The organism is Neorhizobium galegae (assembly GCF_021391675.1).
Lineage (GTDB): Bacteria > Pseudomonadota > Alphaproteobacteria > Rhizobiales > Rhizobiaceae > Neorhizobium > Neorhizobium galegae_B.
This window is the reverse complement of sequence record NZ_CP090096.1, coordinates 653097-679580: the sequence shown is the minus strand read 5'-3', so window position 1 is coordinate 679580 and position 26484 is coordinate 653097. Positions and strand designations below refer to the sequence as shown.

General features: G+C 61.5%; 28 protein-coding genes and 2 pseudogenes. 13 read left to right on the top strand and 17 right to left on the bottom strand.

Annotated elements, in window-relative coordinates; translation table 11 throughout:
- Positions 1-26 precede the first annotated feature (26 nt).
- The 9 genes from LZK81_RS25940 to LZK81_RS25900 all read left to right on the top strand — a co-directional run bounded on the left by LZK81_RS25940 (position 27) and on the right by LZK81_RS25900 (position 7489).
- On the top strand, positions 27-788 hold the full coding sequence (locus tag LZK81_RS25940) for an SDR family NAD(P)-dependent oxidoreductase (protein ID WP_233956775.1): 762 nt from the start codon (positions 27-29) through the stop codon (positions 786-788).
- Positions 789-1027: 239 nt separating this feature from the next.
- On the top strand, positions 1028-1489 hold the full coding sequence (locus tag LZK81_RS25935; RefSeq protein WP_233956774.1) for a tripartite tricarboxylate transporter TctB family protein: 462 nt from the start codon (positions 1028-1030) through the stop codon (positions 1487-1489).
- An 18-nt stretch (positions 1490-1507) separates the two neighbouring features.
- A complete protein-coding gene (locus LZK81_RS25930; RefSeq protein ID WP_233956772.1) occupies positions 1508-3013 on the top strand; it encodes a tripartite tricarboxylate transporter permease in 1506 nt (501 codons plus the stop codon).
- 47 nt (positions 3014-3060) lie between these two features.
- Entirely contained in the window at positions 3061-3684 is a 624-nt protein-coding gene (locus LZK81_RS25925; RefSeq protein ID WP_233956771.1) for a nuclear transport factor 2 family protein, read from the top strand.
- A 134-nt stretch (positions 3685-3818) separates the two neighbouring features.
- Positions 3819-4091, top strand: a complete 273-nt coding sequence (locus LZK81_RS25920) for a hypothetical protein (protein WP_233956770.1) — start codon at positions 3819-3821, stop codon at positions 4089-4091.
- On the top strand, positions 4088-4792 hold the full coding sequence (locus tag LZK81_RS25915; RefSeq protein ID WP_233956769.1) for a Bug family tripartite tricarboxylate transporter substrate binding protein: 705 nt from the start codon (positions 4088-4090) through the stop codon (positions 4790-4792). Before LZK81_RS25920 ends, LZK81_RS25915 begins: the two co-directional genes overlap by 4 nt.
- 113 nt (positions 4793-4905) lie before the next feature.
- Positions 4906-5385 carry a (2Fe-2S)-binding protein gene (locus tag LZK81_RS25910; protein ID WP_233957825.1) on the top strand — a complete coding sequence of 160 codons (480 nt, stop codon included), beginning with the start codon at positions 4906-4908 and terminating at the stop codon, positions 5383-5385.
- Positions 5385-7232 carry a molybdopterin cofactor-binding domain-containing protein gene (locus tag LZK81_RS25905; RefSeq protein ID WP_233956768.1) on the top strand — a complete coding sequence of 616 codons (1848 nt, stop codon included), beginning with the start codon at positions 5385-5387 and terminating at the stop codon, positions 7230-7232. The genes LZK81_RS25910 and LZK81_RS25905 overlap by 1 nt, the downstream gene beginning before the upstream one ends.
- On the top strand, positions 7121-7489 hold the full coding sequence (locus tag LZK81_RS25900) for a molybdopterin cofactor-binding domain-containing protein (RefSeq protein WP_233956767.1): 369 nt from the start codon (positions 7121-7123) through the stop codon (positions 7487-7489). Before LZK81_RS25905 ends, LZK81_RS25900 begins: the two co-directional genes overlap by 112 nt.
- Before the next feature lie 61 nt (positions 7490-7550).
- On the opposite strand, the gene LZK81_RS25895 is transcribed toward LZK81_RS25900, so the two are convergent.
- From LZK81_RS25895 to LZK81_RS25855, 9 genes and pseudogenes are all read right to left on the bottom strand, one after another.
- Positions 7551-7988, bottom strand: coding sequence for a CoxG family protein (locus LZK81_RS25895; protein ID WP_233956766.1), 438 nt, complete (start codon positions 7986-7988; stop codon positions 7551-7553).
- Between the two features lie 73 nt (positions 7989-8061).
- On the bottom strand, positions 8062-8766 hold the full coding sequence (locus tag LZK81_RS25890; protein WP_233957824.1) for an ABC transporter ATP-binding protein: 705 nt from the start codon (positions 8764-8766) through the stop codon (positions 8062-8064).
- Positions 8759-9514, bottom strand: coding sequence for an ABC transporter ATP-binding protein (locus LZK81_RS25885; protein WP_233956765.1), 756 nt, complete (start codon positions 9512-9514; stop codon positions 8759-8761). Before LZK81_RS25885 ends, LZK81_RS25890 begins: the two co-directional genes overlap by 8 nt.
- Complete coding sequence (locus LZK81_RS25880; protein ID WP_233956764.1) at positions 9511-10509, bottom strand: branched-chain amino acid ABC transporter permease; 999 nt, start codon at positions 10507-10509, stop codon at positions 9511-9513. Before LZK81_RS25880 ends, LZK81_RS25885 begins: the two co-directional genes overlap by 4 nt.
- A 10-nt stretch (positions 10510-10519) precedes the next feature.
- Entirely contained in the window at positions 10520-11395 is an 876-nt protein-coding gene (locus LZK81_RS25875) for a branched-chain amino acid ABC transporter permease (protein ID WP_233956763.1), read from the bottom strand.
- Between the two features lie 21 nt (positions 11396-11416).
- On the bottom strand, positions 11417-12667 hold the full coding sequence (locus LZK81_RS25870) for an ABC transporter substrate-binding protein (protein ID WP_233956762.1): 1251 nt from the start codon (positions 12665-12667) through the stop codon (positions 11417-11419).
- A gap of 35 nt (positions 12668-12702) precedes the next feature.
- Positions 12703-15072, bottom strand: a complete 2370-nt coding sequence (locus LZK81_RS25865; RefSeq protein ID WP_233956760.1) for a xanthine dehydrogenase family protein molybdopterin-binding subunit — start codon at positions 15070-15072, stop codon at positions 12703-12705.
- A complete protein-coding gene (locus LZK81_RS25860; RefSeq protein ID WP_233956759.1) occupies positions 15069-15566 on the bottom strand; it encodes a (2Fe-2S)-binding protein in 498 nt (165 codons plus the stop codon). The genes LZK81_RS25865 and LZK81_RS25860 overlap by 4 nt, the downstream gene beginning before the upstream one ends.
- A pseudogene (locus tag LZK81_RS25855) lies at positions 15563-16422 on the bottom strand (FAD binding domain-containing protein). The gene LZK81_RS25860 and the pseudogene LZK81_RS25855 overlap by 4 nt, the downstream one beginning before the upstream one ends.
- A 262-nt stretch (positions 16423-16684) precedes the next feature.
- Between LZK81_RS25855 and LZK81_RS25850 the strand changes: the two are divergent.
- Complete coding sequence (locus tag LZK81_RS25850; RefSeq protein ID WP_046605048.1) at positions 16685-17308, top strand: TetR/AcrR family transcriptional regulator; 624 nt, start codon at positions 16685-16687, stop codon at positions 17306-17308.
- Between the two features lie 59 nt (positions 17309-17367).
- Here the strand turns inward: LZK81_RS25850 and LZK81_RS25845 are convergent, their stop codons facing one another.
- The 3 genes from LZK81_RS25845 to LZK81_RS25835 form a co-directional block, all read right to left on the bottom strand.
- Positions 17368-18099, bottom strand: coding sequence for an ABC transporter ATP-binding protein (locus LZK81_RS25845; protein WP_052756832.1), 732 nt, complete (start codon positions 18097-18099; stop codon positions 17368-17370).
- Positions 18092-18232, bottom strand: a complete 141-nt coding sequence (locus LZK81_RS25840) for a hypothetical protein (protein WP_233956758.1) — start codon at positions 18230-18232, stop codon at positions 18092-18094. The genes LZK81_RS25845 and LZK81_RS25840 overlap by 8 nt, the downstream gene beginning before the upstream one ends.
- A 298-nt stretch (positions 18233-18530) precedes the next feature.
- On the bottom strand, positions 18531-18860 hold the full coding sequence (locus LZK81_RS25835) for a pyridoxal-phosphate dependent enzyme (RefSeq protein WP_233957823.1): 330 nt from the start codon (positions 18858-18860) through the stop codon (positions 18531-18533).
- A 270-nt stretch (positions 18861-19130) separates the two neighbouring features.
- Here LZK81_RS25835 and LZK81_RS25830 point away from each other — a divergent pair, with 270 nt between their 5' ends.
- From LZK81_RS25830 to LZK81_RS25820, 3 genes and pseudogenes are all read left to right on the top strand, one after another.
- Complete coding sequence (locus LZK81_RS25830) at positions 19131-19433, top strand: hypothetical protein (protein WP_233956756.1); 303 nt, start codon at positions 19131-19133, stop codon at positions 19431-19433.
- Positions 19430-20026: a hypothetical protein gene (locus tag LZK81_RS25825; RefSeq protein WP_233956755.1), complete on the top strand. Its 597-nt coding sequence runs from the start codon at positions 19430-19432 to the stop codon at positions 20024-20026. Before LZK81_RS25830 ends, LZK81_RS25825 begins: the two co-directional genes overlap by 4 nt.
- Before the next feature lie 636 nt (positions 20027-20662).
- Positions 20663-21103, top strand: a pseudogene (locus tag LZK81_RS25820) (MFS transporter); the annotation flags it as partial.
- Here LZK81_RS25820 and LZK81_RS25815 read toward each other — a convergent pair.
- The 5 genes from LZK81_RS25815 to LZK81_RS25795 form a co-directional block, all read right to left on the bottom strand.
- The gene (locus LZK81_RS25815) at positions 21080-22015 is read right to left on the bottom strand and encodes a LysR family transcriptional regulator (protein WP_046604905.1); all 936 of its coding nucleotides are present in this window, start codon (positions 22013-22015) and stop codon (positions 21080-21082) included. The pseudogene LZK81_RS25820 and the gene LZK81_RS25815 sit on opposite strands and share 24 nt — an antisense overlap.
- Positions 22016-22219: 204 nt before the next feature.
- A complete protein-coding gene (locus LZK81_RS25810) occupies positions 22220-23710 on the bottom strand; it encodes a carboxylesterase/lipase family protein (protein ID WP_233956753.1) in 1491 nt (496 codons plus the stop codon).
- Between the two features lies 1 nt (position 23711).
- Positions 23712-24506, bottom strand: a complete 795-nt coding sequence (locus LZK81_RS25805) for an ABC transporter permease (RefSeq protein WP_233956752.1) — start codon at positions 24504-24506, stop codon at positions 23712-23714.
- Positions 24507-24512: 6 nt separating this feature from the next.
- The gene (locus tag LZK81_RS25800) at positions 24513-25397 is read right to left on the bottom strand and encodes an ABC transporter permease (protein WP_233956750.1); all 885 of its coding nucleotides are present in this window, start codon (positions 25395-25397) and stop codon (positions 24513-24515) included.
- A complete protein-coding gene (locus tag LZK81_RS25795) occupies positions 25394-26461 on the bottom strand; it encodes an ABC transporter ATP-binding protein (protein ID WP_233956748.1) in 1068 nt (355 codons plus the stop codon). Before LZK81_RS25795 ends, LZK81_RS25800 begins: the two co-directional genes overlap by 4 nt.
- Positions 26462-26484 lie beyond the last annotated feature (23 nt).

Genomic DNA, 26484 nt, shown 5'->3' with positions numbered 1-26484 from the left:
GTCGGCAGGTCTTTTCGGGAGGAAAAATGCCACTGATCGAAGTTCCGGAACTGGCAGTTCCAAGAGTTGCGCTCGTGACCGGTGGAAACAGCGGGATCGGGCGCGCGATCGCCGCGCGGCTCGCCCGCATGGGCACCACCATCGTGGTCGGCTACAACAGCCGCCCGGAGATGGCCGCTGACGTCGTCCAAAGCCTTCAAGGCAGCGGCCACAGCGCCCTGCGCATCGCGATCGATGATCCGGCATCCGTCACCGAGGCGTCCGTCGCCGTCGGGGAAAAATTCGGTAGCCTCGATGCCCTGATCAACTGCGGGGGTGCGACAACCCCGGTCGCGGCAAACGACCTCGACGCGCTCACCGACGACATATTCGATCGCGCGGTAGCGATAAACCTCAGAGGCCCCTTCGCGATGGTTCGTGCATTCCGCCCGATGCTGGAGCAAGGCAACAACGCCGCCGTCGTCAATATCTCCTCCATTGCGGCCCGGACCGGTGTGGGAAGCAGCCTGGCCTATATTGCGGCGAAGGGCGGATTGGATGCGCTCACAATTGCCCTCGCCAAGGTGCTGGCACCCAAAGTTCGAGTTTTCTCCGTTTCGCCCGCTGGCGTGGATACGGATTTTGTTCCACACCGTACCCGGGACCAGCTGCAAAAAGTCGCGGAACGACTTCCACTCGCCAGGATCACCACTCCCGACGATGTCGCGCGGGCAGTGACCGCCTGCATCGTCAACCTCACCAGTTCGACGGGAATCGTCATACCGGTCGACGAAGGCCGCCATCTCTAGCCGCTGAAGCCGCAGATATTTCAGAGGCGGCGGCGCCTTCAGGCGCTGCCTTCCCGCTGCTTCCGCATCATTGGTCAATCGTCTGGCGAAACAGGTTGCCTGCGACATTGCCAGCTTGAGCCGGCTTTGTATTGTGAATGTCTGCGACCTCGCGAGGAGATTGGTTCGCTTGTTGAACAGACAAATCAGCGCGCGCAAAATGGCAAATCGCATGAACAACTTTTGGATGGGAGCCTCGGATGAAGCTGAGCCAAGACGTTCTACTGGGACTCTTTTTCGTTGTTTTTGGTGTCGTGTCCGTTTCAGTTGCGATGAGTTACCCATTCGGCACATCAGGTCGGATGGGGCCGGGTTATTTTCCTGTCATCATTTCGAGCTTGCTGGTGTTGACGGGCCTCCTCGTCCTCTTTCGTTCGAAATTCGTCCAGCCGGAAATACTGCCAGCCATTCGGTGGAAGCCGCTCTTGCTGATCCCCGGTGCGGTCGTGATTTTCGGGCTGGCGGTCGAGACCCTCGGGTTGCCGCTGGCCATTCTCCTGCTGACGGTCTTGACCGCGGCGACGAGCATCAAGTTTCACATCGGATGGAAGGCCGTCGCAGGGTCTCTCGCCTTTGCCGCGCTCTGCTCCGTCGTCTTCATCGAACTCCTCGGCCTACCCATCCCCATCGTGGGAAGCTGGCTACGGGTTCTCGGTTTCTAACCGCTTTGCAGGATTGACATGGACATTTTCAATGGACTTCTCCTGGGGTTTTCGACGGCAACGACGCTGTCCAATTTCGCCTATTGTTTTGCGGGTGTACTTCTTGGCACCGCAGTGGGCGTCCTGCCCGGTCTCGGGCCGATCGCGACCATTTCCATGCTCCTGCCGTTCACGTTCGGGCTGCCGGTCGATACAGCGCTGATCATGCTGGCGGGCATCTTCTACGGATCGCAATATGGAGGCTCAACGACTGCGATCCTGATGAATCTTCCAGGAGAAGCTTCATCCGTCGTCACCACGCTCGACGGACACCAGATGGCGAAGCAGGGCAAAGCCGGGCGCGCGCTGGCGGCGGCCGCCATCGGCAGCTTCTTCGCCGGCACGGTGGGAACGCTTTTCATCGTGATAGCAGCGCCACTGCTGGCAAGTCTGGCCCTCACCTTCGGGCCGGCGGAGTATTTCTCGCTTATCATGCTCGGCCTTATCACCTCGATGGTGCTGACCAGCGGATCGCTCCTGACAGCCTTCGGCATGGCTCTGTTCGGCATCACCCTCGGAATGATCGGAACCGACATCAATACAGGGGCCGCGCGGTATACGTTCGGCTCGCCCTACCTGCTCGACGGGTTGGATTTCGTCGTCGTCGCCACGGGCATATTCGGTCTGGGCGACGTCCTCATGAACCTGGAAAACGAGCGTTTGCGGGTGGTCGGGGTCGCGCCCGTCAGCAGCCTGTTCCCGACGGCCGAGGACTGGCGCCGGATGTCCGCGCCGATCCTGCGCGGCACCGGTATCGGGGTGCTGCTCGGAGTCTTGCCCGGCGCCGGCGTCCTGCTCGCGTCCTTCTCGGCATATGCGCTGGAGAAGAAGATCTCGAAACATCCCGAGCAATTCGGCAAGGGTGCGATCGAGGGGGTAGCCGCACCAGAGGCCGCGAACAACGCCGCGGCGCAAACCTGCTTCATACCGATGCTGACGCTCGGCCTTCCGGGAACCGCGACCATGGCTCTGATGATCGGAGCGCTGGTCGTTCAGGGCGTCCAGCCCGGGCCGGAAATCCTGTCTCAGCAGCCTGCCCTGTTCTGGGGCCTGGTCGTCTCGATGTGGCTTGGCAATCTGATGTTGCTGTTCCTGAACCTTCCGCTCGTGGGCATGTGGGCAAAGCTGATTTCGGTGCCATACCACTTTCTGTTCCCGACGATCTGCGTCTTCATGGCAATCGGCGTCTACAGCATCAACAACAGCGTTTTCGACGTGTACATGATGGCGCTGTTCGGCGTGCTCGGATATTTCTTCAAGAGGATGGGAGCAGAGCCCGCGCCGCTCATCCTGGCCATGATCCTTGGTCCCATGGCGGAAGAATATCTGCGCCGGACGCTGCTGATCTCCCATGGAGATGCAAGCGTCTTCTTCACGAGCCCCCTCAGTCTCGGAACATTGGTCGTCGCCGCCCTGCTACTCCTGTCGATCGTGTCGCCGCGCTTTCGCAAAGTGCGCGAGGAAGGGCTGCAGGAAGTCGACTGATCGCTACAGCACGCATCCATATACGCACCAACTTTGAGGAGACCCTTATGCAACCGGACGACGACAGGCGCCTTCGGGCTCTTCTAGACCGCGAAGAACTCTTCGATCTCGTGCGCCGCGAACGCTTTGCCCGTGACCAGCGCCGTTTCGACGTGATGAGCGCATGCTTCCATCGCGACGCCTATATCCGGACAAGCTGGTACGAGGGACGTGGCGGCCAGGCCTATGTGGACGCTACGCGCGAGTGGATGAAGGCGACCGGAAACAGCAAACACTGGGTCTTTCCCGCCTTTGCGCAAGTGACTGGGGACCGGGCAACGGTGGAAAGCCCGGCGATGATCTTCAATCGCGCAAGGCCTGACGGCGTCGAGATCGACCTTCATGTCTTCTGCCGGTTCTTCTCCCGCGCCGTGCGGGAGGCCGGCACCTGGAAGCTCCTCACCTTCGAGGTCCTGTTCGAGAGGGATATCGCCAAGCCCGTCAACCCGGCAGAGACACTTCCCATCGACTGGTCCGTCCTGTCGACGATGCGTCCCTCCTACAAGTTCCTGGCTTATATCCAGCATACGCGCGGGGTGACGGTAAAATCCGATCTGCTGGGCGACGATCGGCCGGACCAACTCGGCGCTTTTCATGAGGGCGAGGAACGCTGGCTTGCCGGCATGGAATGACGGCCATCAAGGCTTGCGATCGAGCGGACCATTCCAAGCAGCGGAATGGTCTCAGTCAGAGGTTCGCGGTCGCAATCCGGCACGATAGTGTTGCGCCTATAGAACTCGATTCAACGGGTGGGAGGAGACGTGTAATGAACAGGCGGGAATTTATCGTATTGGGCGGGACAGCTGCCATGCTGGCGTCCAGAGGAATTGCGCTGGCCGACAGTTGGCCGAGCAAATCGGTGGTGGTGATCTCGGCTTATCCTCCGGGTGGCACCAGTGACATAATTGCCCGGCTGGTCGCGGACGCATTGACGGCCAAATACGGCCAGCAATTCGTCATCGAGAACCATGCCGGCGCAGCCGGGCCCTGGCCGGCGGCCGGCTCACACGCGCCGCGCCCGACGGCTACACGATCATGATCAGCGGCAGCGCGCCGATTGCGGCTAACAAGGTGGTGCAAAAGAACCTTGCATACGATCCGCAGGTGGACTTCACACCGATCTCGATTGTCGCAGAAAGCCCGGCGCTGCTCAGCGCAAGCGCTTCGGCTCCGGCGAAATCGGTCCAGGAACTCATCGCCTATGCAAAGGCAAACCCTGGAAAGTTGAATATTGGAAATCCGGGTGCGGGGACCAAGGGGCATATAGCCGCTGCGATCATCGGCCAGATGGCCGGCGTGCAGATCAACCATATTCCCTACAAGGGTTCGCCGCCGCTGCTGGCCGACCTGCTGGGCGGGCACATCCACTTCGCGCTCGACGCCCCGTCCAACTATCTCCCTCATATCCGCGAGGCGAAAATCCGTGGGCTTGCGGTTACCTCGGCCAAGCGGATTCCGGAACTGCCCGAGGTGCAGACCGTCGCAGAACAGGGTCTCAACGGCTACGAGCAGACCCTCTGGTTCGGCGCTGTCGGCCCAAAAGGGATGCCCAAGGAGATCGTGAGCAAGATCTATATAGCCATCAAGGAGTGGAGCGATACGCCGGCAGCACAGAAGAAATTTGCGTCGCTTGGACTGACCCCCGTCGTCAATTCGCCTGACGAAATGGCCGGCTCGATCGAACGCGAGATCCGGTCGATCGAGCCGCTGGTCAAGGCCGGGCTTGTCGAGCCGACCTAAGCTGCTCGTCGCAGGCGCAGTAGCGCCTTATCGGTGTCGCGGCCGCAATCACCTGGCCGCGACGCCTCTCGGCGGGACTTGGAGATACTGGCGCAAGGATGGAATTGAACTGGATGAACGAATGCCTCACTCTCAATGTCAATGGGCAGGTGCATGAGCTGGACGTGCCTTCGTCAGCGCCGCTTCTGGACGTGCTGCGCAATCACCTGGGGCTGAAAGGCAGCCGGTATGGCTGCGGATTGGAGCAATGCGGCGCCTGCATGGTTCTGATCGACGGCGTTGCCGCCTATTCCTGCAGCCGGGAGATCGGCACGCTTTCCGGCCGCACGATCACCACGGTCGAAGGCTTGGGCTCGGCGGATGCATTGCATCCGCTGCAGCAGGCATTCCTCGACGAGCAGGCAGGACAATGCGGTTATTGCCTATCGGGCATTCTCATCGCGGCAAAGGCTTTCCTCGATCACAATCCCGACCCGACGCGGGCCGAAATCGCCGCAGCGCTCGACGCAAATCTCTGCCGCTGTGGCTCCCACCCCCGCATTTTGCGCGCCGTGCTGAAGGCGGCAGCCGACATGCGTGAGAAGGTAGCCTGATGACCGCTCTTACCTTCAGCCTGAAGGACAATCCCCGGCTCGACCGCTGGCTTCGCTTTCAGGACGACCACACGGTGCGGATCGGCACCGGCAAGGTGGAACTCGGCCAGGGCGTGCTGACGGCGCTTGCGCAGATCGCGGCGGAGGAACTGGATCTTCGCATTGATCAAGTGCGGATGATGTCCGGCAACAGCGTCGAAGGTCCAGGCGAAGGTTATACCGCCTCGAGCTGGTCCATCGAGCATTCCGGTGCTGCGATCCGCCTTGTCGCGGCGGAAGTCCGTGCGCTTGCATTGGCGCGGGCGGCGCTGCGCCTGAATGCGGCACCCGACGAGCTGACGGTCGCGGACGGCGCCTTCTTGAAGAACGGTGCACCGAGCGGCATCGACTATTGGAACATTGCTGGAGAACTCGACCTTTCCGCCGAAGCCACCGGCACGGTTCCGCCAAAACCCCAAAGCGCTCACCGCCTCGTCGGCAGATCTGTCCCACGGCTGGACCTGCCGGCAAAACTCACCGGATCCGGCTTCATCCAGGATATGATGCTTCCGGGAATGCTGCACGCGCGGACACTGCGCCAGCCCGGGCCGGGCGCGGTGCTTCTGCAACTGGATGAGAAAATCATCCGGCGCAGAGCGGGAGGCGGGGTTCGCATCGTTCGCCTCAACAATTTCGTGGCGTTCGTCGGCACCGACGAGACCGCGGTCCGCGCTGCCGCCGTGGCTGCAACGGAAGGCGCCGTCTGGGACAATGCCCTCAGTCTCTCGCCCGAACAGGCAACGCCAGACTGGGTCGCCTCCCAGCCCGCGGACGATCGTCTCATGGGCGATCCTCCGCCGGAGCTGGCGACGAATCGTGTCTCCGCGCGCTTCACCCGCCCGTTCCTTTCGCACGGCTCCATCGCGCCCTCCTGCGCGATCGCGCTCTACCGTGACGGCATCCTTGCCGTCTGGTCCCATGCACAAGGCATGCACCCGCTGCGGGAGAATATCGCAAGAACGGTCGGATTTTCGCTCGACGCGGTTGCCTGTCATCATGTCCAGGGTGCCGGCTGTTATGGCCATAACGGTGCCGACGACGCCGCCTTGGATACTGCTCTCGTGGCACTCGCGCTGCCCGATCAGCCGATCCGCCTCATGTGGCGGCGCGAAGAGGAATTTGGCTACGAGCCTCTCTCCTCGGCCATGACCGTCGCCGTCCATGCAGGATTGAACGCGGCCGGCCGGCCCGTCGACTGGACTACGGAAATCTGGAGTGCCACCCACGGCCAGCGGCCCGGTGTCGGCGGCGCCAGCCTGCTTGCCGCCCACGCCATGAAGACGCCGCCACCTGACCGCAAGCCCTTCGACATTCCGCTTGAACGCGGCGGCGGAGCTGCCCGCAACGGCATTCCCCTTTACGACATCGGCCCGAAGCGGATCGAATTGCATCTGATCCACGACGTGCCGGTACGGACCTCGTCATTGCGCGGCCTCGGAGCGACGCTGAACGTCTTCGCCATCGAAGGCCTTCTCGATGATCTGGCCGGGCAAGCAGGCGAAGATCCGGTTGCATACCGGCTGGCCATCCTTTCCGACCCTCGCGCCCGTCGCGTCCTCGAGAAAGCGGCCGCGATGGCGAACTGGTCATCCCGCGATGCCGGGGGGCGGGCAGCGGGCTGGGTATCGGCCTCGCCCGCTACAAGAATTCTTCGGCCTATGCGGCGGTCGTCGCCGCCGTCGATGTGGACGAGGCAGTGCGGGTCACGGATATCTGGTGCGCCATCGACGCCGGGCTCGCCATCAATCCCAACGGAATTCTCAACCAGATCGAAGGCAATATCGTCCAGGCCATCAGCTGGACGCTGATCGAGGAGGTCCGCTTCGGTCCGCAGGGTATCGCGACGCTCGACTGGGAAAGTTATCCGGTCATCCGCTTTTCGCAGATACCCGAGATTCGCGTCGAGCTTGTCGAAGCCAGTGAATGCCCGCCGCTCGGCGTCGGTGAATGCGCAGGTGGTCCAACGGCAGCCGCCATCGGCAATGCGGTCGCCCATGCCCTCGGCACGCGCATTCATCATATGCCGATGACCCGCGATCGGATCATGACGGCCCTGATGGCATGACGAGACGGCCGACGACGATGGTTCGATGCGCCACGGCGGGATCCGTCGTGTTCGGGACGCGTTAGTCCTCGCGCGAGGAGAATGAAACAAAGAACTGGTCGGCGAGCTTTTTCGATGTCGCCTGCACCAATCTGCCGCCCAGCGCTGCAATCTTTCCGCCGATTTCCGCGTCGGCGCTATAGGTCAGGATGGTGGCGTCGCCATCCTGCGCAAGCCTGACAACGCAGTCTCCCTTGGCGAAACCGGCGATGCCGCCGTTTCCCTTGCCGATGATGCGGCAGCTCTCCGGCGCCTCGATATCGATGATCTCGACGGTGGCCGCAAAGGTTGCGGAAACCGGGCCTATCTTGAGCACGACCTTGGCGTCGAAACTGTTCTCGGCCTTCTGCGTCAGTTCCTTGCAGCCCGGAATGCAACGGCGCAGGACATCGGGATCGAAGAGCCTCACCCACACGTTGTCACGCGGCTCTTCCAGCCGGTACTCTCCAGTGATTTCCATTAAAATATCGCTCTTCGCCGCGCAAGCGACGAAGCCCTGTGTTCGATGATGATCGGGTCGGTGGATTGCGGGCTCAGACCGCGCAGTATCGCTCCTGAATGTCCTTGTCCGCCAGAAGTGTTGCCGCATCGCTGCGATAGACGATCTCGCCCTGGTCGACGATAACCGCCCGGTCCGAAAGGTTCAGCGCCCATTCGACATTCTGCTCGACGAGGAGCAGCGTCGTCCCCTCCTCCCGCAGCCGCCTGAACAGTGCGCCCATCTCCTCGACCAGCACGGGCATGATGCCTTCCGACGGCTCGTCGAGCAGGATCATCTTCGGCCGGGCGATCATGGCGCGGGCTATCGCCAACATCTGCTGCTCGCCGCCCGACATCGTTACACCTTCCTGATGCAACCGCTCCTTCAAGCGCGGGAAGCTGCGGGCGATCTCGTCGATCGCAGCCGCCTCGTCGATCCGCTTACGGTCGGCGACGAGCCCCAGCTGCAGGTTTTCCAGCACCGTCAGCCCACGCACGATACGACGTTCTTCCGGAACATAGGCGAGGCCGCGGACATAGCGGTCGTGAGCCTTTAGCCGGGATATGTCTTCGCCGTTGAACCGGATGGCGCCGGCGGTACGCGGCATGAGCCCCATGATCGAACGGATGATGCTCGTCTTGCCGGCGCCGTTGCGGCCGACAAGCGCGACGATCTCGCCCGGTTCCACCGCAAACGATACCCCATGAAGCACATGGCTCGCGCCATACCAGCCGTTCAGGCCTTCGATTTCAAGCATAGCCATCATTTTGTCCCAGGTAGACGCGGCGAACCTCGGAGTTCGCCTGGATTTCCTTCGGTGTCCCGTCGGCCAGCAACTGGCCATGGTGAAGTACGAGCACGCGGTCGCTGAGGCCGAGGATCATCTTCATCTTGTGCTCGACCAGCAGGATCGTGCGTTGGGTCGCCAGCTTCTCTATCAGCGCGACCATCTCGCGCGTCTCTTCCGGCCCCATCCCGGCAGTCGGCTCATCGAGCAACAGAAGCGCCGGATCGGCCACCAGGGCGATGGCGATTTCCAGCGCACGCTGCTGGCCGTGCGCCAGGAATTTGGCCGGTGTCGCCGCCCGCGCCGACAACCCGACAGATGCGAGCATTGCCGAGGCCCTGTCCTCGCTATCCCTGTCGGCACTGCGGTCTGCCCAGATGTTCATGCGGGATCGGAAAGCCTGTGCAGCGACACGGACGTTCTCAAAGACGGAAAGGTTGGGGAAGATGTTGGTGATCTGGTACGAGCGGGCGATGCCGCGGTGCACATAGTCGTGCTGTGGCACGCCCGCCATGTCCGCGCCACGAAACCTAAGCGTTCCGCTGGAGGGTTTCAGGGCGCCGGACAGGATGTTGAAGAACGTGCTCTTGCCGGCACCGTTCGGCCCGATGATGGCGGTGATCTGGCCTTCCCGGAAATCGGCCGTCACGTCCTTCAGTGCGACCAGTCCGCCGAACTGCTTGCCGATATTGGTGACGCTCATGATGGGTGCGCTCATCGGCTTTTGCCCCAGGTTATTAAGGTGCCCCAGATGCCCTTCGGCAGATAGAGGACGAAGAGGATGAAGATCACGCCGACAATGAGCTGCCAGTTGGATGTCCAGAGCGAGAAAATGTCCTCCATCGAAAGAAACGCCAACGCGCCGATAAACGGACCGAAGAAGCTGCCGGCGCCGCCGAGCAGCGTCATCATCACGATCAGACCGGACGTATGGTAGTGGAGCGAATCCAGGGGCACGATCGAAAGATGCATCGCCGACAGCGTGCCCGCGAGCCCGCAGAGAATGCCTGAAAGGATGAAGGACAGCAGCTTGGTTCGCTCGACATCATAGCCGCAGGCGCGCGCCCGCGTCTCGTTTTCGCGGATCGCCTCGATCACCGCGCCGAAAGGCGAATTCAATACCCTCGACACGAACCAGAGCGCCGCCGCGACCACGATCATGATCGCGTAATATTTCACGAGAGGATCGAGGAAATTTACCGAGAAGCCGGGAAGGTGCAGCGTGCTGACCGTAAAGCCGCGCAGACCATTTTCGCCGCCGGTCCAGGATGAGGCTTGCAGCGCCGCATAGTAGACGAGCTGTGCCAGCGCGAGCGTCACCATCGAGAAGTAGATGCCACGCGTGCGGATGGCGAGCACCCCCATGACCGTCGCAAGCAGGCCCGAAATCAGCACACCGATCAGCATCGCGATGAACCAGTGGACCCCGAAAGCACCGATCGCGATACCCGTCGCATAGGCTCCGGCCCCGAAGAAAGCCGCATGACCGAAGGAAAGCAGGCCGGTGTAACCGAAGAGCAGGTTGTAGCCGACGGCGACGAGGCCGTAGATCAACACGTTGACGGCCAGCGCCTGCGAGGGCAGCACCCAGGGCAGGATGCAGAGCGCCAGGATTGAAAGCGGCACCCGCCAGCGGCTGACATTGGAAAACAGTGTCGCGAAGCTGCGGCGGGCGGGCGCCGGGACAAGTTCCGCATTTCTGATGACGGACATGGCGGTCTCCCTAGAGTCCAGGCGCGGCGCGGCCATAAAGGCCGTTCGGACGCACCAGCAGAATGAGCGCCATCAGCGCGAACATGACGATCGTCGCCATTTCCGGCGCGAAGAGCGATGTCATGCTGACCGAGACGCCGACGATGAGCCCGGCAATGACGGCGCCGGGAAGCGAGCCCATGCCGCCGATGACCGTCACCACGAAGGCCTCGGCCAACACAAGCGTGCCCATTTCCGGACTGACATTGCGCATCGGTGCAGCAAGCACACCGCCGAGTGCGGTGATGCCGACCCCGATACCGAACACGACCAACCATAATCTACTGATATCGACACCCAGCACGCGCATGATCAGCGGATCGGCGGAACCTGCCCTGACGATCAGGCCGAATTTCGTCTTTTCGAGACCGACCCACAGCAGCAGCAGGACGGCGACAACCACCCCGATGACGAAAAGGCGGTAGAGCGGAAAAAAGCCGATGCCGAGGTTCACCACGCCTCGAAGGGCTGCCGGCGTCGAGAACGGAATGCCGTCGGTGCCGAAAAATATCCGTACCGCCTCGACCAGCACGTAACCAAGGCCGAAGGTTAGAAGCAGCGGATCGTCCGGCGAGCGGCCATAGAGAGGACGGATGAGGAAACGCTCGATCAGCATGCCGAACAGGCCGATCATGACCGGCGCGATCAGGAGAGCCCACCAGAAGCTCCCCGTCAGGCCGGCCACGTAGAGCCCCGCATAGGCTCCCACCATGAACAGCGCACCATGCGCGAAGTTCACGATGCCGAGCATGCCGAAGATGATCGACAGGCCGAGCGCAACCATGATCAGGACGGCGCCCAGCGCGAGACCCGAAAACAGCTGCATTGCAATCAATTGGACAGTCATGACCTCATCCGTCCCAGGGTATCAGCTCTTGAAGCCGAGTTCGGAGCAGGTTCGCAACACGCTCTCCGACGCAGGTTCCGCGGCGACGATCTTGAAGAGATCGGCATCCGATTTCATCGCGCTTTTCGCCTTGGATTCCAGGACGAGTACCGATTGCATCGACTGGTGGTCGCACTTGCGGTAGGACTGCTCTCCCTTGGCGATATCATATTTCAGCGCTTCCAGAGCCGCGATGACCTTCTGTGGCTCCGTCCCGCCTGCTTTTTCGATGGCCATCAACAGGGAAGCGACGCCGGTATAGCCGTAGGCTCCATAGTCGGTCGGGATCGTGCCCTTATACATGGCTCTGAAGGCGTCGTTGAACGCCTTTGCGGAAGGCACCGTTTCTTCCAGGCCCCAGTAATAGTTCGCGCCGCCGGTGACACCTTCGAAGACTTCGGGATCGACCGCAAGCCGCTGGTTGTGCAGCAGCACCGGCACGACGATCTTCATCTGGTCCTTCACGCCGAAATCCACCGCCTGCTTGATGGAATTGGCCTGGTCGCGACCGAAATTGCAGATGCAGAGGATGTCGGCGCCCGACGACAGGATGGTCGGGATGAAGGTCGAATAATCCGCCGCGCCGAACGGGTGCAGGATTTCGCTGACTGTTTGTGCACCGATTTCCTTGGCCGCCCGCTTGAAACCGCGCAGCATCTCGTGACCGTAGGCATAGTCGGCAACAAGATAGGCGACCTTCGAACCCTTCTTGAAACTGTGCTTGGCGACAACCGCGGTCGTCATCGTCGGATTTAGCGCCTCGTGGAACGTATAGGGGCTGAAATCCTTGATCTCGTTGATGGTGTCCGACTGGCTGATCGAGATGTACAGCATGCTGCGGGCACGGGTCACCTCGTTGACCGCAAGCTGTACGGCGCTCGAAAGTGCGCCGACCACGGCATGGACCTTGTCCTTTTCGATCAGTTCGAGCGTGCGGGTGGCGGCTTCGCCGGCATTCAGCTTGTCGTCGCGCACCAGGAGCTCGACCTTCCGTCCGGCAATTCCGCCCTTGTCGTTGGCGAGCTTTACGGCGAGCTGGGCGCTGCGGACCTGGTCGTTGGCCTCGGCTGCGAACGGGCCGGTCAAAGGCGTCGGAAAACCGATGCGGATGGTTTCCGCCTGCGCCCGCGCTATCCATGGCATCGAAAGTGTTCCGGCGACACCGGCCAACCCGAAAAGGGCTGCACGGCGGCCGATCGGCCTTAAAGCCAGCTTCTCAATTCCGTTTGTCATCCTGTCCTCCTCCTGACATCGGATCGTTATTGCGTTCAGATCGTGCCGAGCGCCTTCAATATGCGCGTCGGCGTCATCGGTATCTGCGTCAGCACCGCGCCGTGACCCACAAGCGCATCGTTGACGGCATTCATCGCGGCAGCGGAAGCCGCCGCCGTCCCTGCTTCGCCACAGCCCTTTGCACCGAGCTCGGTGTCCCGGGTCGGCGTTTCGACGTGGGAAATCTCTATATCCGGCATCTCGCAGGCCATCGGCACGAGGTAATCGGCAAGCGAACCGTTGGTGAGCTGACCTTCCTCGTTGTAGAGGCATTCCTCGAAAAAAGCCGCGCCCAGTCCCTGCACCACCCCGCCCCGCACCTGTTCGTCCACCAGCAGCGGATTGATGATGCGGCCGCAATCCTCGACCACCCAATGCTTGAGGATCTTCACGAAACCGGTCTCCGCATCCACTTCGACCAGGCAGCCCTGGGCCCCGTTCGTGAATGCGAACGGATAACCCTGCGGCGCATAGTGATGCGCAACGGAAAGCTGCGCCTGAGTTTCGGGCGGCAGCGTGTCCGACCGGAAGAAAGCGATGCGCGCGACTTCCGCCAGGCTGATGCGTTGCTGGCCCGTGACCGCCTCGACGATCCAGTCCGCGCGGATATCAAGCTCGCCCGGCCGCGCCTGCAGGATGAGGCCTGCAACGGCGAGCAGATTTGCCTTCAGCTTGCGCGCCGCCTGCAGCGCCGTTTCGCCGCCGATGCCCGCCCCACGGCAGGCCCAGGTGGCGCCACCATGGGGTGTCGTATCCGTGTCGCCGGTCATCACCCGCACTTTTTCACGATCGATGCCGAGCTGGTCCGCGACGATCTGACCGATGATGGTCTCGGTCCCCTGCCCCTGTTCGGTCACGGAAATCGAACAATGCACCTCACCGGACGGCGTGAGCTTGAGGATGGCTCCGTCCTGCGCGGAAATCCGCGCGCCGCCGACACCGTAAAAAGCCGGGCTCGGGTTGGTGATCTCTACGAAAAGGGCGATACCGATGCCGCGCAGGATACCTTTCTGCCGCAGACCCGCCTGCTCCGCACGAAGAGCGTCATAATTCATGATCGACTTCAGCCGCGCGAGACAGACCTGGTGGGAGAGCTTTTCGAACTGGTACCCGGTCGGCGATGTGCGGGGATAGCTGCTGTCCGGAATGAGATTGCGTTCGCGGATTTCAAACGGATCGAGGCTGAGTTCGCGCGCCGCGGCGTCGACCAGGGATTCCGTCACCGCGCAGGCTATCGGGTGCCCGACGGCGCGATACTGGCTGGTCTGCACCTTGTTCTGGAACACGACCGAAAGATTGGCGCGATAGGACGAGAAGTCATAAGGGGCGCCCATCAGGCGGATGACCTGGTTTCCCTCGACCGCGCTGGTGCGCGGGTAGCTCGAAAAGGCACCGATCGCGGTGACGTCGTCCACGTCCATGGCTGTGATGCGGCCGTCCCTGTCGAGGGCAAGACGCCCGGTTACCCGGTGGTCGCGGGCATGAATATCCGAGACGAAGGATTCCATCCGGTCGGCGACGTATTTGATGGGGCGACCGAGCAGGATCGACGCGCCAACGACCGCCATCTCCTCGTGATAGACATGCAGTTTCATTCCGAACGAACCGCCGATATCCGGCGCGATGACGCGGACATTGGCTTCCGGAATGCCGTAGTGGCGGGAATAGACATCCTGGAACTGATAGGGTGTCTGGGTCGCGTGGTGGGCAGTCAGCCGGTTCTCGCTCGGATCGTAGTCGGCAACGATCGCGCGCGGTTCGAGTGTCACCGCCGTGTGCCGGCCGAAAATGAAGCTCTGTTCGACCGTCGTGTCCGCTGCATCGAATGCCTCCTCGACGCCGCCGCTGTCGAGTTTCGTGGCAAAGCAGATATTGTCGGCGAGCTCTTGCGACATCGCCGCGGCGGACATGGCCTCGACCGGGTCCGCCAGCGCTGGAAGCTCCTCGATATCGACGATCACCAGCTCGGCGGCATCTTCGGCGATCGCCCTGCTGTCGGCGACGATGAGAACGACCGGCTGCCCTGACCACATCACCTTTTCAAGAGGTAGCGGCACTTGCGGCGGAGACTTCATATTGGTGAAATGATCGAGCGTTCCGGTCCAGGGCGCGCAGATCGATGCCAGGTCCTCACCGGTGAAGACCGCGCGAACGCCGGAGAGGGCCTTTGCCTCCTCGATATCGATCGAAACAATTTTTCCATGCGCATAAGGGCTGCGGACGAAAGCCGCATGCAGCATGCGCGGCAGCACGAGATCGGTCACGTACCGCCCCCGGCCCTCGAGCAGACGCTTGGCATTCGGTCGCGATACCGAGCGGCCGATATAGGAGTTCGGCCTGTCGATGGAGCCGGCGAACGCGTTCATGCCTTCTCCTCCTCCACATGCTGCCGGCGCTGTCTCACCGTCGTTTCGATCGCATCGACGATCGATTCGTAACCGGTACAGCGACAGTAGTTTCCCGAGAGCGCGTCACGGATACCGTCGCGATCGGGTTCTCCCCCGGAAGCCAGAATCCCGTAGGCGCTCACCAGCATGCCCGGCGTGCAGAAGCCGCATTGCAAAGCATTGCGCTCATGAAACGCCTTCTGGAGGTCGTCTATAGCTCTGCGAAGGGTCAGGCCTTCGACCGTCTCGACGGCGCAGCCATCGGCCTGCACCGCAAACATCAGGCAGGCATGCACCGGTCGGTCGTCCAGCAATACCAGGCAGGCGCCGCAGACACCCATTTCGCAACCCGTATGGGTGCCGGTGAGCTGGATGTCCTGCCGCAGGAAATCGGCAAGCGTGGTGCGCGGTGCAACCAGAGCCTCGATTGTCTCGCCGTTCACGGCCAGCGAAATCTCCACCTTGCCGCTCATACATTCGCCTCCAGCCGACCAAGCAGCCTTCCGAGCAGCACCCTTGCAAGATGCCGGCGCATCTCTGGAGGCGTGTGCTCGTCACCGACCGGGTCAAGCTCCGTGCCGAGTACGTCCTGTGCCTGCCGGATCGTCTCCGGCGTCAATTGCCGCCCGGTCAGCGTGGCTTCGACCGCACCCGCCCTGACCGGCGTCGAGCCCACCGAAAGGAAGGCGATCCGCATGCGTTCGACAAAACCGCCCTGCATCTCCGCATCGATGCCTGCGCCGACGATCGCATAATCGCCGCGCCGGCGGGCCAATTCGTCGAAGGCTGTCCGGGTTTTCGCGGTAGCCAGGGGTACGTATACCGCGGTGATGAGCTCGCCGGGCTGAAGCGCCGTTTCATAGAGATCGATGAAGAAATCGCCGGCACCGACGCGGCGGCCGCCTTCAACGGAGGCAATTTCAATGATCGCATCAAGCGCCAGCGCCATGGCGGGGAATTCCGATGCGGGATCGGCAAGTGCCAGGCTGCCGCCGAATGTGCCTTTGTTGCGGATCGCCGGGTGCGCCACGAAAGGAGCCGCCTTTGCAAGCAACGGCGCATGTTCCCGCACGAGGTCCGAGCCGAGAATTTCGCAGTGACGAGTGGTTGCGCCGATGCGCAGATGACCGCCAGCGATGGAAAGGCCGCGCAGTTCGTCCAGGCGAGCGATATCGATGAGAAGGCCGGGGGCTTGCAGCCGAAGCGCGAGCGCCGGGACGAGACTCTGCCCCCCGCAATATAGCTCGCATCACCATCCGCGCTGACGAAAGCTTCCAATGCTTCCTGCACGCATTTCGGGCGCATGTAATCGAAAGCTCTCGCCTTCACCGGCTCCTCCCACGTGGCCCTCCGGATTTGTGACCACTTGGTTACAATATTTCGCAGGTCGATCCGCCGGTCAAGAAAAATAACCAACTGGTCTCAAATAAAATTACCACTTGGTCTCAAACGCGGGTCGCGGTATCGCTATGCGAAATGAGTTGCCGGTGACTCGGTGGCGGCATGGCAGATCAGGGCAGGCATGACGGATCAGCAGAAGAGCCTTGAACGCGAAGGTGGCGGAGAAAAACCGCGGCGTCCCAAGCAATACATGCGGGCGAACGAGCGCGAACAGTTCATCCTGGAGGAGGCCGTCCGCTTCTTCGCCGAGCATGGCTTCGAGGGCCAGACCCGCGAACTCGCCAAGCGCATCGGCATCACCCATTCTGCGATCTACCGGCATTTTCCCAGCAAGGAAGCCTTGATCGAGCGGGTCTACGAACATGTTTATCTCAGCCGCTGGGACGATAGCTGGGCCGGCCTCATCATCGACCGCGGCCGATCACTGGAAAGCCGGCTGACGGAATTCTACCTGCGATATGTGGAGCGTGTCTTCCACTACGACTGGGTCCGGATCTTCGTCTTCTCCGGCCTCAAAACCTTCGACATCACGACGCGCTATCTCGACATCGTGCGCCGGCAGATCGTCGAACCTGCCTGCCTGGAACTCCGCCACGAACTGGGCCTGCCAGGCCCGGACGAGGCGCCGCTTTCCGAGCGGGAGACCGAATTGTTCTGGGGTCTCCATGGCCGCATCTTCTATCTGGCGATCCGTCGGTTCGTATACGCGACGCCCACCCCGGAATCTCTGGACGACATCGTCCGCGACGGCGTCCGAAGCTTCATGCTCGGTGGCCCCGCAATCGCAAAGGCGATCGTTCGACGGAAACCCTAGCGCGCATCCGCCTGAATGCCGCCGTCCACCATGATCTCGGCGGTTCCGCCGTGTCTCCCCTAATGCGCGCCCAGCATGGCGCGGCGGATCTCGTCATGGGCGATCTCGCCGTCCGAACGCTTGAACTCCCGTTGAATGCTGCCATGGGCGAGCACATAGGCGCGCGACGACACGTCGATCGCCTGGAAGAAGCTCTGCTCCGCCATCAGGATCGTCATGTTGCTCTTCTCGCGCAGCTTTGTGATGGCATTCAGCACGTCGCGCACGACGATCGGCGCCAGGCCCACCGAGGGTTCGTCGATGATGATGATCTTCGGCGCCGTCATCAGCGAACGGGCGATCGCCAGCAGTTGCTGCTGCCCGCCGCTCATGGTCGAAGCGATCTGCCTGCGACGCTCCAGAAGCAGCGGGAAAGTTTCGAAACAGTAGGCGAGGTTCTGCTTCATCCGGTCGCGGACCAGGGGGTTGCTGCCCGCGAGCTTGAGATTGTCTTCGACCGAGATGTTCGGCACGAGGCGGCGCCCTTCCGGGACGATCGACAGGCCGAGGCGGACGATCTCGTGCGGTTGAAGTTTCGTGAGGTCGGTGTTCTTGCCGTTCCATTCGAGCACGATCCGGCCCGCGCTTGCCCGCACGAAACCGAGGATGCAGTTGAGCAGCGTGCTCTTGCCGTTGCCGTTCATGCCGAGCAGCGCGACCATCTCGCTCTCGTTCAGTTCCAGCGAAACCTTTCGCAGGACCGAGACGGCGCCGTAACCGGCCGACAGGTTTTCAATAATCAGCCTATTCACCGAAATACACCTTCTGAACGAGCGGATTTTCGGCGATCTCGGACGAGGTTCCCGCCGCGATCAGGCGGCCGGTCTCGAAGCAGACGACCCGTTCCGAGAAGCGCATGACCGCATGCATGATGTGTTCGATCATGATCACCGCGACGCCTGACCGGTTGAGCGCGAAAAGGATCGCCAGGACCTCGTCGATCTCGATTCAGCACGAGGTGATCGCCTGGCTCAACGCCATTGCTGCGTTGCGCCGCCCGGCATCTTCTGCCATAAATTCATTGCTGTCGTCGGCAAGGGACCGCGCGAATCTACGACCGCGCATTTCGCCTTTGGGTAACGTCCGGACCGAGATGGCATGTCGCCATGCCCGCGCCGGACGGTTTCGGGGCTGCCATCCCGACATGCGGGTGACCGGCGATGCGGCGGAAAGCCAGTGGACCTCATCCCACCTGTGTATGGTCGACATTCTTCGGAAGAATGCTGCCGCCCAGTCCGCGGATCAAGCGCGGTGCGTCCGGCTGCCCGAAGAGGACACTGTTCATCGTGTCGACGCCAATAACGAAGAGGTCCGGAAACAACAGCCGCAGATAGCGGGCAGTGCCGCAGAGCGAACCGCCTGACCCCATGGTTCCGACGAGGCAATCGATGCGGCCGATCCGTTCGATCAGCTTCGCGGCTACCTTCGCGTATGACAGCGGGTTGTCCGGATTGTCATACCGGCAAGGCCAAAATCGCCCGGTCTTTTGATGTGACAGCCAAGGAGCAGCCATTGCCAATGGGACGAAGTCTTGGACCAGCAATGGATAGCCAGATGGCTGCTCTTGACAGGATCTGAACCAACGGTGAAGACGTACTCTTCCTGAGAGCTTCGGCGACGCCGGTTGATCCGACGGTTTCCTCTTCGGATGGCGTCGCAAGCCAATCGACTCGACTTCTCCGCGAGCCGCGATTACTCTTCGAGCTGCTCCATCGAACCCCCATAGCTTGTTTCACATCAGCATTTGCATCCCCAGTCTTTTGCCCCAAGTTGGAGTTTGCGCATGGTGGAAGTACCGCTTAATCAGCTGCCTGACGTAAGGATCGGTCGGCCCGATCTCGTGCCTGATATCCTTGAAGCAGTCCGCCAAGCTGCGACCGAGATGACACGGCAGGGGCAGAATTTCGCGCCGCCTCCGTCGCTCAAACAGGTCAATCATTTGCTGGCGATGGCATTCGCCAAATGCGATTTCGATCCCCCGCCCCCACCTGAAATCGAAATGGTCGTCGATAATGACGGCAGCCTGGTCTACCGCTGTCAACACGCAATACCGCATCGTTGGCGGTTGAACGGAACGCCAAAGTGAAACAGTTCATCGGAACGGCGACAACCGGCCTGCCGGCGACGGCGGGCGTGCTACTCGGTATTCGATCCTTCACCGGCAGCGGTTGGTGGCTGATCGCGGATGTTGCCCTCGTCATCGGCGGCTTCGGGCTACTGTGGATCGGCAACCTTCTCCTCCCGACCGCGCCGAAAGCTGGCCGATGGTTCATTGAATTCTGGATTGCCACCGCATTAGGAATCATGGCGCTCGCGACATACGCTATCTTGTTCGTCAGTCTCCAACCACTGCCGGCCTGGCTCGGCTCAGTTGCGGGCGATGAGCGGATAAAAGCTGTCACTTCCGCGTTTGGTGGCGCCATTACCGCCTATATCGCGCTAGTGTGGACGAAAGATATCGCAGAAGGAAAAGGATACTTCTGGCCGAGCACCCAGTTCAAGGATGGTCTTGAAGGTGCCTGGAAGAAGATGACCGCGCCTCCAGGGAGAGGCACGAAAGCGCGGGCCGCGATGTTTGACGAATATATTGAGACTGTCGGCAAGATCGGCTGGGATTTCTCGGGCCGCAGGACCCGGGCCAGGATCATCCAAGAGCATCTTGATGGGCGAAAGGCGTAGATACCGCAAACGTCATGCTTCACTTCACTGCGTTCAGGATGCTCCAGGGAAGCGTGAACCGCTTGATCAATCCTAGCTCAAGACCGGCACTCCCATGGATTGGCAGGCCGTTCCACTCCAGGTCTGACAGGATAGCAATCTCACGAATCGACGACTTCTCGCGCAGTGCCATCCGACGGATGATGTTTAGAGGTCCCACGTGATCACTCCGTTGCCCCGCCGCGTGCCCCGATGTGGGACGTTCGCAAGGCTCAATTCTGAATGGAAATTATGGCCCGAACCGGCTCGGTTCTGTGGAAATCAACAGGGAACCTTTTCGGATCGCGGCCGAATATGCGCAGGACTAAGACAGTTCCCAGCCCAGCGCCTACCTTGTGCGCAGTGCACAATTTTTGACAACAACTGCTGATGATTTAAGCTCTACCGAGATCAGTTCAGGCGGAATTCCGGCAAAAAGACCGGATATTCGACATCAGAAACTGGCACGGCCCTTTCTTATAAAATTGTGAGCCGAAAGGCCGCATCTTGCAGCCCAATGACGTGCGCCTCAAGCAAAGCCGCTGAGCAGGTATCCCGCGTACTTTCGTATGCCTGCCCTGACGTGCGGCGTTTGGCGTTTCTGACCCTCATCGATTGATTGAGCACAAACTTGTCGGGCCGCGGAGAAGTCAGTCTGTTTCTGAGAAAAACTGTTCCCTAAACGCCGGCGCACCAGCGAAAGCACTGTGGATTTCCACGACTGCCTTCACCGTCTGTTTCGCCGTGTGGGCGATCTTTGCGATCATCGGTGTTCGCATCAAGCAGGATCTCGGACTTAGTGAGGCTCAGTTCGGCCTGTTGGTCGGCACGCCCATATTGACCGGATCCGTCGCCCATCTTGTGCTTGGAATTTGGACTGGGCGCTATGGTGGGCGTTTGGTTTACACGCTCACCATGCTGGCATCGGCGATGGCCACCTTCCTGCTTTCTTATGCGACAACCTATGCCGAAATGCTCATCGCAGGGCTCGGCGTCGGTCTTGCCGGCGCGGTCAAGAAATCGAGCATCAACTGCCTAAACCGCTGGTATCCCTTTGAGCCTGCGAAAATGCGGCACGTCCATTGCTCGGCGCTCGATGGACAAGATCAGCCGCTCAACAGTCGCAGGCAGCGGTACGCCGGTTGCCGTGATGACGCCCCAGTAGAACGGAATGTGGAAGGCGAGCGGCAGGATGACGACATCCTTGATCGGAAGGCCCGTGAGGGTAACGGATTCGACGATCGCCACCCCAAGTCCCGATCGAGCCAGCGCGAGCGAGACATAAGTCGCATTGCTGTCGATAATTCCACCCGTTTCAATCGACTGCTCCGCAAGTGCCTTGTCGATCCTCATCCTCAGCCGATAGGGGTTGGCGGAAGCGATCAGCCGGCGGCCCTTCAGGTTTTCCGCGGAAAGCAGATCGAGACCGGCCAGGGGATCGTTTGCGGCGACAACGGCGACACAGGGGACTTCGCCCACCCAATGCACATCCACCCCCGGATTATCCAGCGGAAGGCTTGCAATGCCGATATCAGCGGTTCGTGCTACGACCGCCTGCACGACATTTTCAGCCGACGTGCTTTGAAGGTGGACATGATCCGGAAACTGATCCGCGGGTAAGTCACTGAGGGCGAGCGGAACAATGCTCGCGGCGATGGCCGGGATCGACGCCACTTCGATCGGCGTCGCCCGCGCTGTCGCGATCGACCGGGCACGTTCGCTGATCGTGCGCAATCCGCTCAAGAACAGCTCCGCCTGAGCGAAGAAGGCCACGCCATGCTCCGTCGGCGCTATCCGCGGACCGTTCCGATGCAGGATTGGAAATCCGAGTTCCTGCTCCAGATCCTGTATGAGCCGGGTAATCACCGGCTGCGACTTGCCCAGCGCCTTGGCAGCTCCGGTCATGCTGCCGATCGAGATCACGGCAACGAACGCTTCGAGCTGTTTCGTATCCAGATAGTCAGGGGGCATCCAAAATCCTGAATTCGGCAAGACCGCAAAGCCTAGCAATAGTTGCAAGCCGACGGGATGTCTTCTTAGACCCGCTCGGATTGCCCGATAATACCCATAGGTCGATTTGCTCAGCGGAAGCTAGAGGTGGATTGAACAAGGTCGGCAATCTCCATCATCGAAGCGAAAGTCCATAAGGGGCAGGCTCGGCCCAAGGAAACCGGGTTAGGCGAGCGGCCTTGCCCAAAGCGCCGTTCGGCCGTCGAAGGGATCGATCGGGAGGCGGAATATACCCTTCTCCATGTGCAAGACCTGTGGCTTGGTGCGGGAATAACGCGGCCACCTGCCTGCAGGCGTCTCGGGCCTCACGTCGCGAATAAACGAAACCCAGACCTTGTGAACCGCTGCCGCGAAGGTCCTGTCCTTGACGGCCTGACGTGCCGGCAGATGGCTGACATCCATTCCCTGGCGATACCAGACCTCGCCGACCTCCGCACCGTGTGGGGCGCCAAGCTCGTCCGGCTCGACGGGACCGTAGAGATATTTATAGACCGGCTGATGCGCCGCATGGAGGCGCGCGAACCGGGTGGCAGGGTTCTGGAATACCAGGTCACCGCCGACGGCCCTCCAGATGCCGCGTGCCGTGTGCTGCGGAAGAGCTTCACGATATCGCCCGACGATCTCGACGCCGGACAGGCCCAAGGGCAGCACGCGCTGATGCAGCAGCCGGGCTGCGAGGTCGAAGTCCATTTCCGGCTGCGCTGTCGCGTGCGTGACGTATTCGCCGGTCGTGCAGCCGATCATCATCGGGACGGCGGCCGTTTTTCCGCGCGCGGCTGCGTCTTCCGGGTGCAACGGAAGCGAGAAGCCGTCGACAACCGGAACGAAAGGCACGCCCAGCATCGAGGCCGAGCCGTCCCGCTCGAAATCGTGCTTTTCGTAAGATTCATTACAGAGGTCGCGCTGTGCAATGAGCAGTTTCTCGAAGGGCACGTTTGCGAGTTCCGTTTCGGTCACCTCTAGATAGTCCAGCATGCGCCTGTTGAGCTTCTGGGCATCGTCCATCGTCGAGACGCCAGTGCTTGCGCCGCTCTGCAGCATTGCTTTGCAAAACAGCCCGTCGGCAGCCGGCATCGCCATGACAGCCGCAATCGAGAAGCCCCCCGCCGAACGACCTGCAAACGTTACCTGCTTGGGATCCCCTCCGAAGGAGGAGATGTTGTCGCGGACCCATTCCAGTGCCGCGATCTGATCGAGAAGACCGCGATTGTCCGGCGAGCCGTCGTTGAGATGCAGAAAGCCGAGTGCCCCGAGCCGATAGTTGACTGTCACCTCGACGAGGCCGCTCGCGGCGAATGCACCACTTTGCAGCACCGCCTCGTTGGCGGAACCGACCGCGTAACCGCCTCCGTGAATCCAGACCAGGACCGGTGCCGATCCGGTGACGGACGGCGTGCGGATATTGATCGTCAGGAAGTCGGTGCCGAATTCCAGCGTCGATGCAGCGGCTTTCCCCACGGGACCATAGGTCGGGATCTGCGGACACACTTCGCTGAGCGCCTTGGCGGACCGGATCCCGGACCAGCGCGGCGCCGGCTGCGGCGCGGCGAAACGCCGCTCGGGAGTAATCGGTGCCGCATAGGGAACCCCGAGAAAAACGGCGTAGCCGTTTTCTTTGAACCCCTCGACGGTGCCGGCAGTTGTCTCGACGAGCATGTCAGAGCGCCTTGCGTAGGCCGATCAGCTTTTCGACCGCCATCACCACCCCGACCGAGATCAGGATCAGGACGACGGAGAGGGCGGCGATCTGCGGATCGGTGGAATATTCGAGATAGTGGTAGATTTCCGTCGGCAGCGTCGAAGCCTTGACCGACACGATAAAGAGCGAGATCGTCGCTTCGTCGAAGGAGATGAGGAAGGCAATCACGCCGCCCGCGATCAGCCCGGGCCGCACCAGCGGCAGGGTGATGCGCCAGAACACCATACGCGGCGATGCGCCATGGACGAGGGCTGCTTCCTCGACGCGGGTATCCACCGCCATCAGGCTCATGGTGATCGTTCTGACGGTGTAGGGGATCGTGATGCCGAGATGGGCAAGCACGATGCCCGGATAGCTATCCAGCAGGCCGAGCGGCGCGATCACCAGCATGATGCCGACGGCAAGAACGATATGCGGCACCAGGAACGGCGCGAGGATAAGGAAGTTCACCGCCGCCTTGCCACGGAATTGGTAACGCACCAGCGACAACGACAGCAGCATTCCGGCAGAAACCGCGACGAGGCCGACAACCGCGCCGATGACAAGGCTCCGCCAGAAGGCCGAGATGAACTTGACGTTCTGGAAGACCTTTACATAGGAGCCGAAGGAGAAGCTCTCCGGCGGGAAGGCGAGATACTGGCGTGTATCGAAGGAGATGATGAAGACAACGATGATCGGCGCCAGCAGGAACAGGTAAAGCAGCGCGATCAGCGTATTCCAGGCGATCCGGCCGAGGAGTGGATTGCTCTGCATGGCCCCTCACGTCTCCAATGCGCGCAAAGCGCGCTGGTAAAGCAGGATAATGCTGCTGAACAGGATCAGCAGCATGACCGACAGGGCTGCCGCCAAAGGCCAGTTGAGCGTGACCGTCGCCTCGTTGAAGACTTCGGTGCCGAGCACGAAAACGCGTCCGCCGCCCATCAGCCGCGGCGTGACGAATGAGGAAATCGCCAGTACGAAGACCAGAAGCGCTGCAGTGAGCACGCCGGGGGCGCTGAGCGGCAGGATGATGCGCGTGAAGACCCTCAAGCGGTTCGCCCCGAGCATGGCGGCGGCCTCCTCGAGTTGCGTGTTCAGCCGCCCGAAACCGCTGAGCATCGCAAGGATGGCATAGGGCATCAGGATTTCGATCAGCGCAACCGTGGCACCAAAGCTGTTATTGGTGAGCCGGATGACCCCGCCCGTCAGCGAAAGAGACTGGAGCGTGCTGTTGATCACGCCGCGGTCTCCGAGGATGACCATCCAGCCATAGGTTCTGACGACCGACGACGTCAGCAGCGGTGCGACGGCAAGTGCCGTCAGGACACCGCGAAAGCGGCTTTCCGTGCGCGCCAGGAACAGCGCGATCGGATAGGACAGGATCACCGCAAAGATCGCCACGTTGAAGCCGAGCACCAGCGTGTTCCAGGCTATCCGCCAGTAAAACGGATCGAACAGCACCGCCGAATAGGATTGCACCGTCCAGTTTCCGCCGCTGAACGCGCCCATCGTCGAGGATGCGAAGGAGGCCCGCAAAAGCCATATCAGCGGCAGCAGGAAGGTGATCGCAAGAGCGATGAGCCCCGGCAACAGCAACATCAGCAATATCCCGCGCGACGCGTTTGCCGGTGATGTCCCGGCGGCCGGAAGTGTGGCGGCACTCATGGCGCCACCTGCCCGACCAGGGTCACGTCTTGTGGGGCGACGGCGAGCGTCACCTCGTCGCCTTTTTCGGGCAACACGCCGGCGTGAGTGGGAAGATCCGCCTGCAGCAGCCTGCCCCCGCATCGAATGTTCAGCGTCAGGATCTGGCCGCGATAGACGATGTGCTCCACGGTTCCGGTAAAGCTGTTCGGGTGGCCGGCACTGTCGGCGAGGACCAGCCTGTGCGGCCGGATCATCAGTTTGACCGTCGATCCCACCGGCGCTTCACCGACGAAACGCAGCGTCTTCAGCCCTTCGACCACGGCAAGGCCGGGTTCGGCTACCCGGCCTTCGAAGAAGGTCCCTGCACCGATGAAGGACGCGACGAACTCGGTCTGAGGCCGGTCGAAAATCTCGCGCGGCGTGCCGACCTGTTCCAGACGCCCGGCGGACATCACCGCCAGGCGGTCTGCCATGGACAAGGCCTCGTCCTGGTCATGGGTGACGAAGATCGCCGTGACGCCGGTGCGCGCCTGGATATCGCGGATCTCATCGCGCATCTCGTCGCGAAGCTTGGCATCGAGATTGGAAAGCGGTTCGTCGAGCAGCAAAAGTTCCGGCTCGATCACCAGCGAGCGGGCAATCGCCGCGCGCTGCTGCTGACCGCCGGATAGCTGGCTGACCTTGCGGTCGCCAAGCCCGGTGAGCTTGACGAGATCGAGCGCCTTGCGGACACGCTCCTCCCGTTCGGCGCGGCCGACCTTGCGCATTTCGAGGCCGAACGAGACATTCTGGGCGACTGTCATATGGGGAAACAGGGCATAGGCCTGGAAGACCATGCCCATGTTGCGCTTGTAGACGGCAAGCGACGACACATCCCTGCCCTCGAGCCTGATCGCTCCTGAGGTCGGGGCGATCAGGCCTGCTATCATGCGCAGGATCGTTGTCTTGCCACACCCCGAGGGGCCAAGCAGGGCCAGCATCTCGCCGCGCGGCAGCGAGAAGCTGACGTGATCCACGGAAGGCTTCTGGGCGCCTGGATAGGTCTTCACGAGATTGTCGATGACGACGTGATGATCAGCCATGGCGGCCAGATTCCTCAAGTTGG

Excerpts from the sequence above, each read along its gene's own strand:
- LZK81_RS25940 (WP_233956775.1), top strand. The coding sequence starts at position 27 with ATGCCACTGATCGAAGTTCCGGAACTGGCAGTTCCAAGAGTTGCGCTC.
- LZK81_RS25935 (WP_233956774.1), top strand. The coding sequence starts at position 1,028 with ATGAAGCTGAGCCAAGACGTTCTACTGGGACTCTTTTTCGTTGTTTTT.
- LZK81_RS25930 (WP_233956772.1), top strand. The coding sequence starts at position 1,508 with ATGGACATTTTCAATGGACTTCTCCTGGGGTTTTCGACGGCAACGACG.
- LZK81_RS25925 (WP_233956771.1), top strand. The coding sequence starts at position 3,061 with ATGCAACCGGACGACGACAGGCGCCTTCGGGCTCTTCTAGACCGCGAA.
- LZK81_RS25920 (WP_233956770.1), top strand. The coding sequence starts at position 3,819 with ATGAACAGGCGGGAATTTATCGTATTGGGCGGGACAGCTGCCATGCTG.
- LZK81_RS25915 (WP_233956769.1), top strand. The coding sequence starts at position 4,088 with ATGATCAGCGGCAGCGCGCCGATTGCGGCTAACAAGGTGGTGCAAAAG.
- LZK81_RS25910 (WP_233957825.1), top strand. The coding sequence starts at position 4,906 with ATGAACGAATGCCTCACTCTCAATGTCAATGGGCAGGTGCATGAGCTG.
- LZK81_RS25905 (WP_233956768.1), top strand. The coding sequence starts at position 5,385 with ATGACCGCTCTTACCTTCAGCCTGAAGGACAATCCCCGGCTCGACCGC.
- LZK81_RS25895 (WP_233956766.1), bottom strand. The coding sequence starts at position 7,988 with ATGGAAATCACTGGAGAGTACCGGCTGGAAGAGCCGCGTGACAACGTG.
- LZK81_RS25890 (WP_233957824.1), bottom strand. The coding sequence starts at position 8,766 with ATGCTTGAAATCGAAGGCCTGAACGGCTGGTATGGCGCGAGCCATGTG.
- LZK81_RS25885 (WP_233956765.1), bottom strand. The coding sequence starts at position 9,514 with ATGAGCGCACCCATCATGAGCGTCACCAATATCGGCAAGCAGTTCGGC.
- LZK81_RS25880 (WP_233956764.1), bottom strand. The coding sequence starts at position 10,509 with ATGTCCGTCATCAGAAATGCGGAACTTGTCCCGGCGCCCGCCCGCCGC.
- LZK81_RS25875 (WP_233956763.1), bottom strand. The coding sequence starts at position 11,395 with ATGACTGTCCAATTGATTGCAATGCAGCTGTTTTCGGGTCTCGCGCTG.
- LZK81_RS25870 (WP_233956762.1), bottom strand. The coding sequence starts at position 12,667 with ATGACAAACGGAATTGAGAAGCTGGCTTTAAGGCCGATCGGCCGCCGT.
- LZK81_RS25865 (WP_233956760.1), bottom strand. The coding sequence starts at position 15,072 with ATGAACGCGTTCGCCGGCTCCATCGACAGGCCGAACTCCTATATCGGC.
- LZK81_RS25860 (WP_233956759.1), bottom strand. The coding sequence starts at position 15,566 with ATGAGCGGCAAGGTGGAGATTTCGCTGGCCGTGAACGGCGAGACAATC.
- LZK81_RS25850 (WP_046605048.1), top strand. The coding sequence starts at position 16,685 with ATGCGGGCGAACGAGCGCGAACAGTTCATCCTGGAGGAGGCCGTCCGC.
- LZK81_RS25840 (WP_233956758.1), bottom strand. The coding sequence starts at position 18,232 with ATGATCGAACACATCATGCATGCGGTCATGCGCTTCTCGGAACGGGTC.
- LZK81_RS25835 (WP_233957823.1), bottom strand. The coding sequence starts at position 18,860 with ATGGCTGCTCCTTGGCTGTCACATCAAAAGACCGGGCGATTTTGGCCT.
- LZK81_RS25830 (WP_233956756.1), top strand. The coding sequence starts at position 19,131 with ATGGTGGAAGTACCGCTTAATCAGCTGCCTGACGTAAGGATCGGTCGG.
- LZK81_RS25815 (WP_046604905.1), bottom strand. The coding sequence starts at position 22,015 with ATGCCCCCTGACTATCTGGATACGAAACAGCTCGAAGCGTTCGTTGCC.
- LZK81_RS25810 (WP_233956753.1), bottom strand. The coding sequence starts at position 23,710 with ATGCTCGTCGAGACAACTGCCGGCACCGTCGAGGGGTTCAAAGAAAAC.
- LZK81_RS25805 (WP_233956752.1), bottom strand. The coding sequence starts at position 24,506 with ATGCAGAGCAATCCACTCCTCGGCCGGATCGCCTGGAATACGCTGATC.
- LZK81_RS25800 (WP_233956750.1), bottom strand. The coding sequence starts at position 25,397 with ATGAGTGCCGCCACACTTCCGGCCGCCGGGACATCACCGGCAAACGCG.
- LZK81_RS25795 (WP_233956748.1), bottom strand. The coding sequence starts at position 26,461 with ATGGCTGATCATCACGTCGTCATCGACAATCTCGTGAAGACCTATCCA.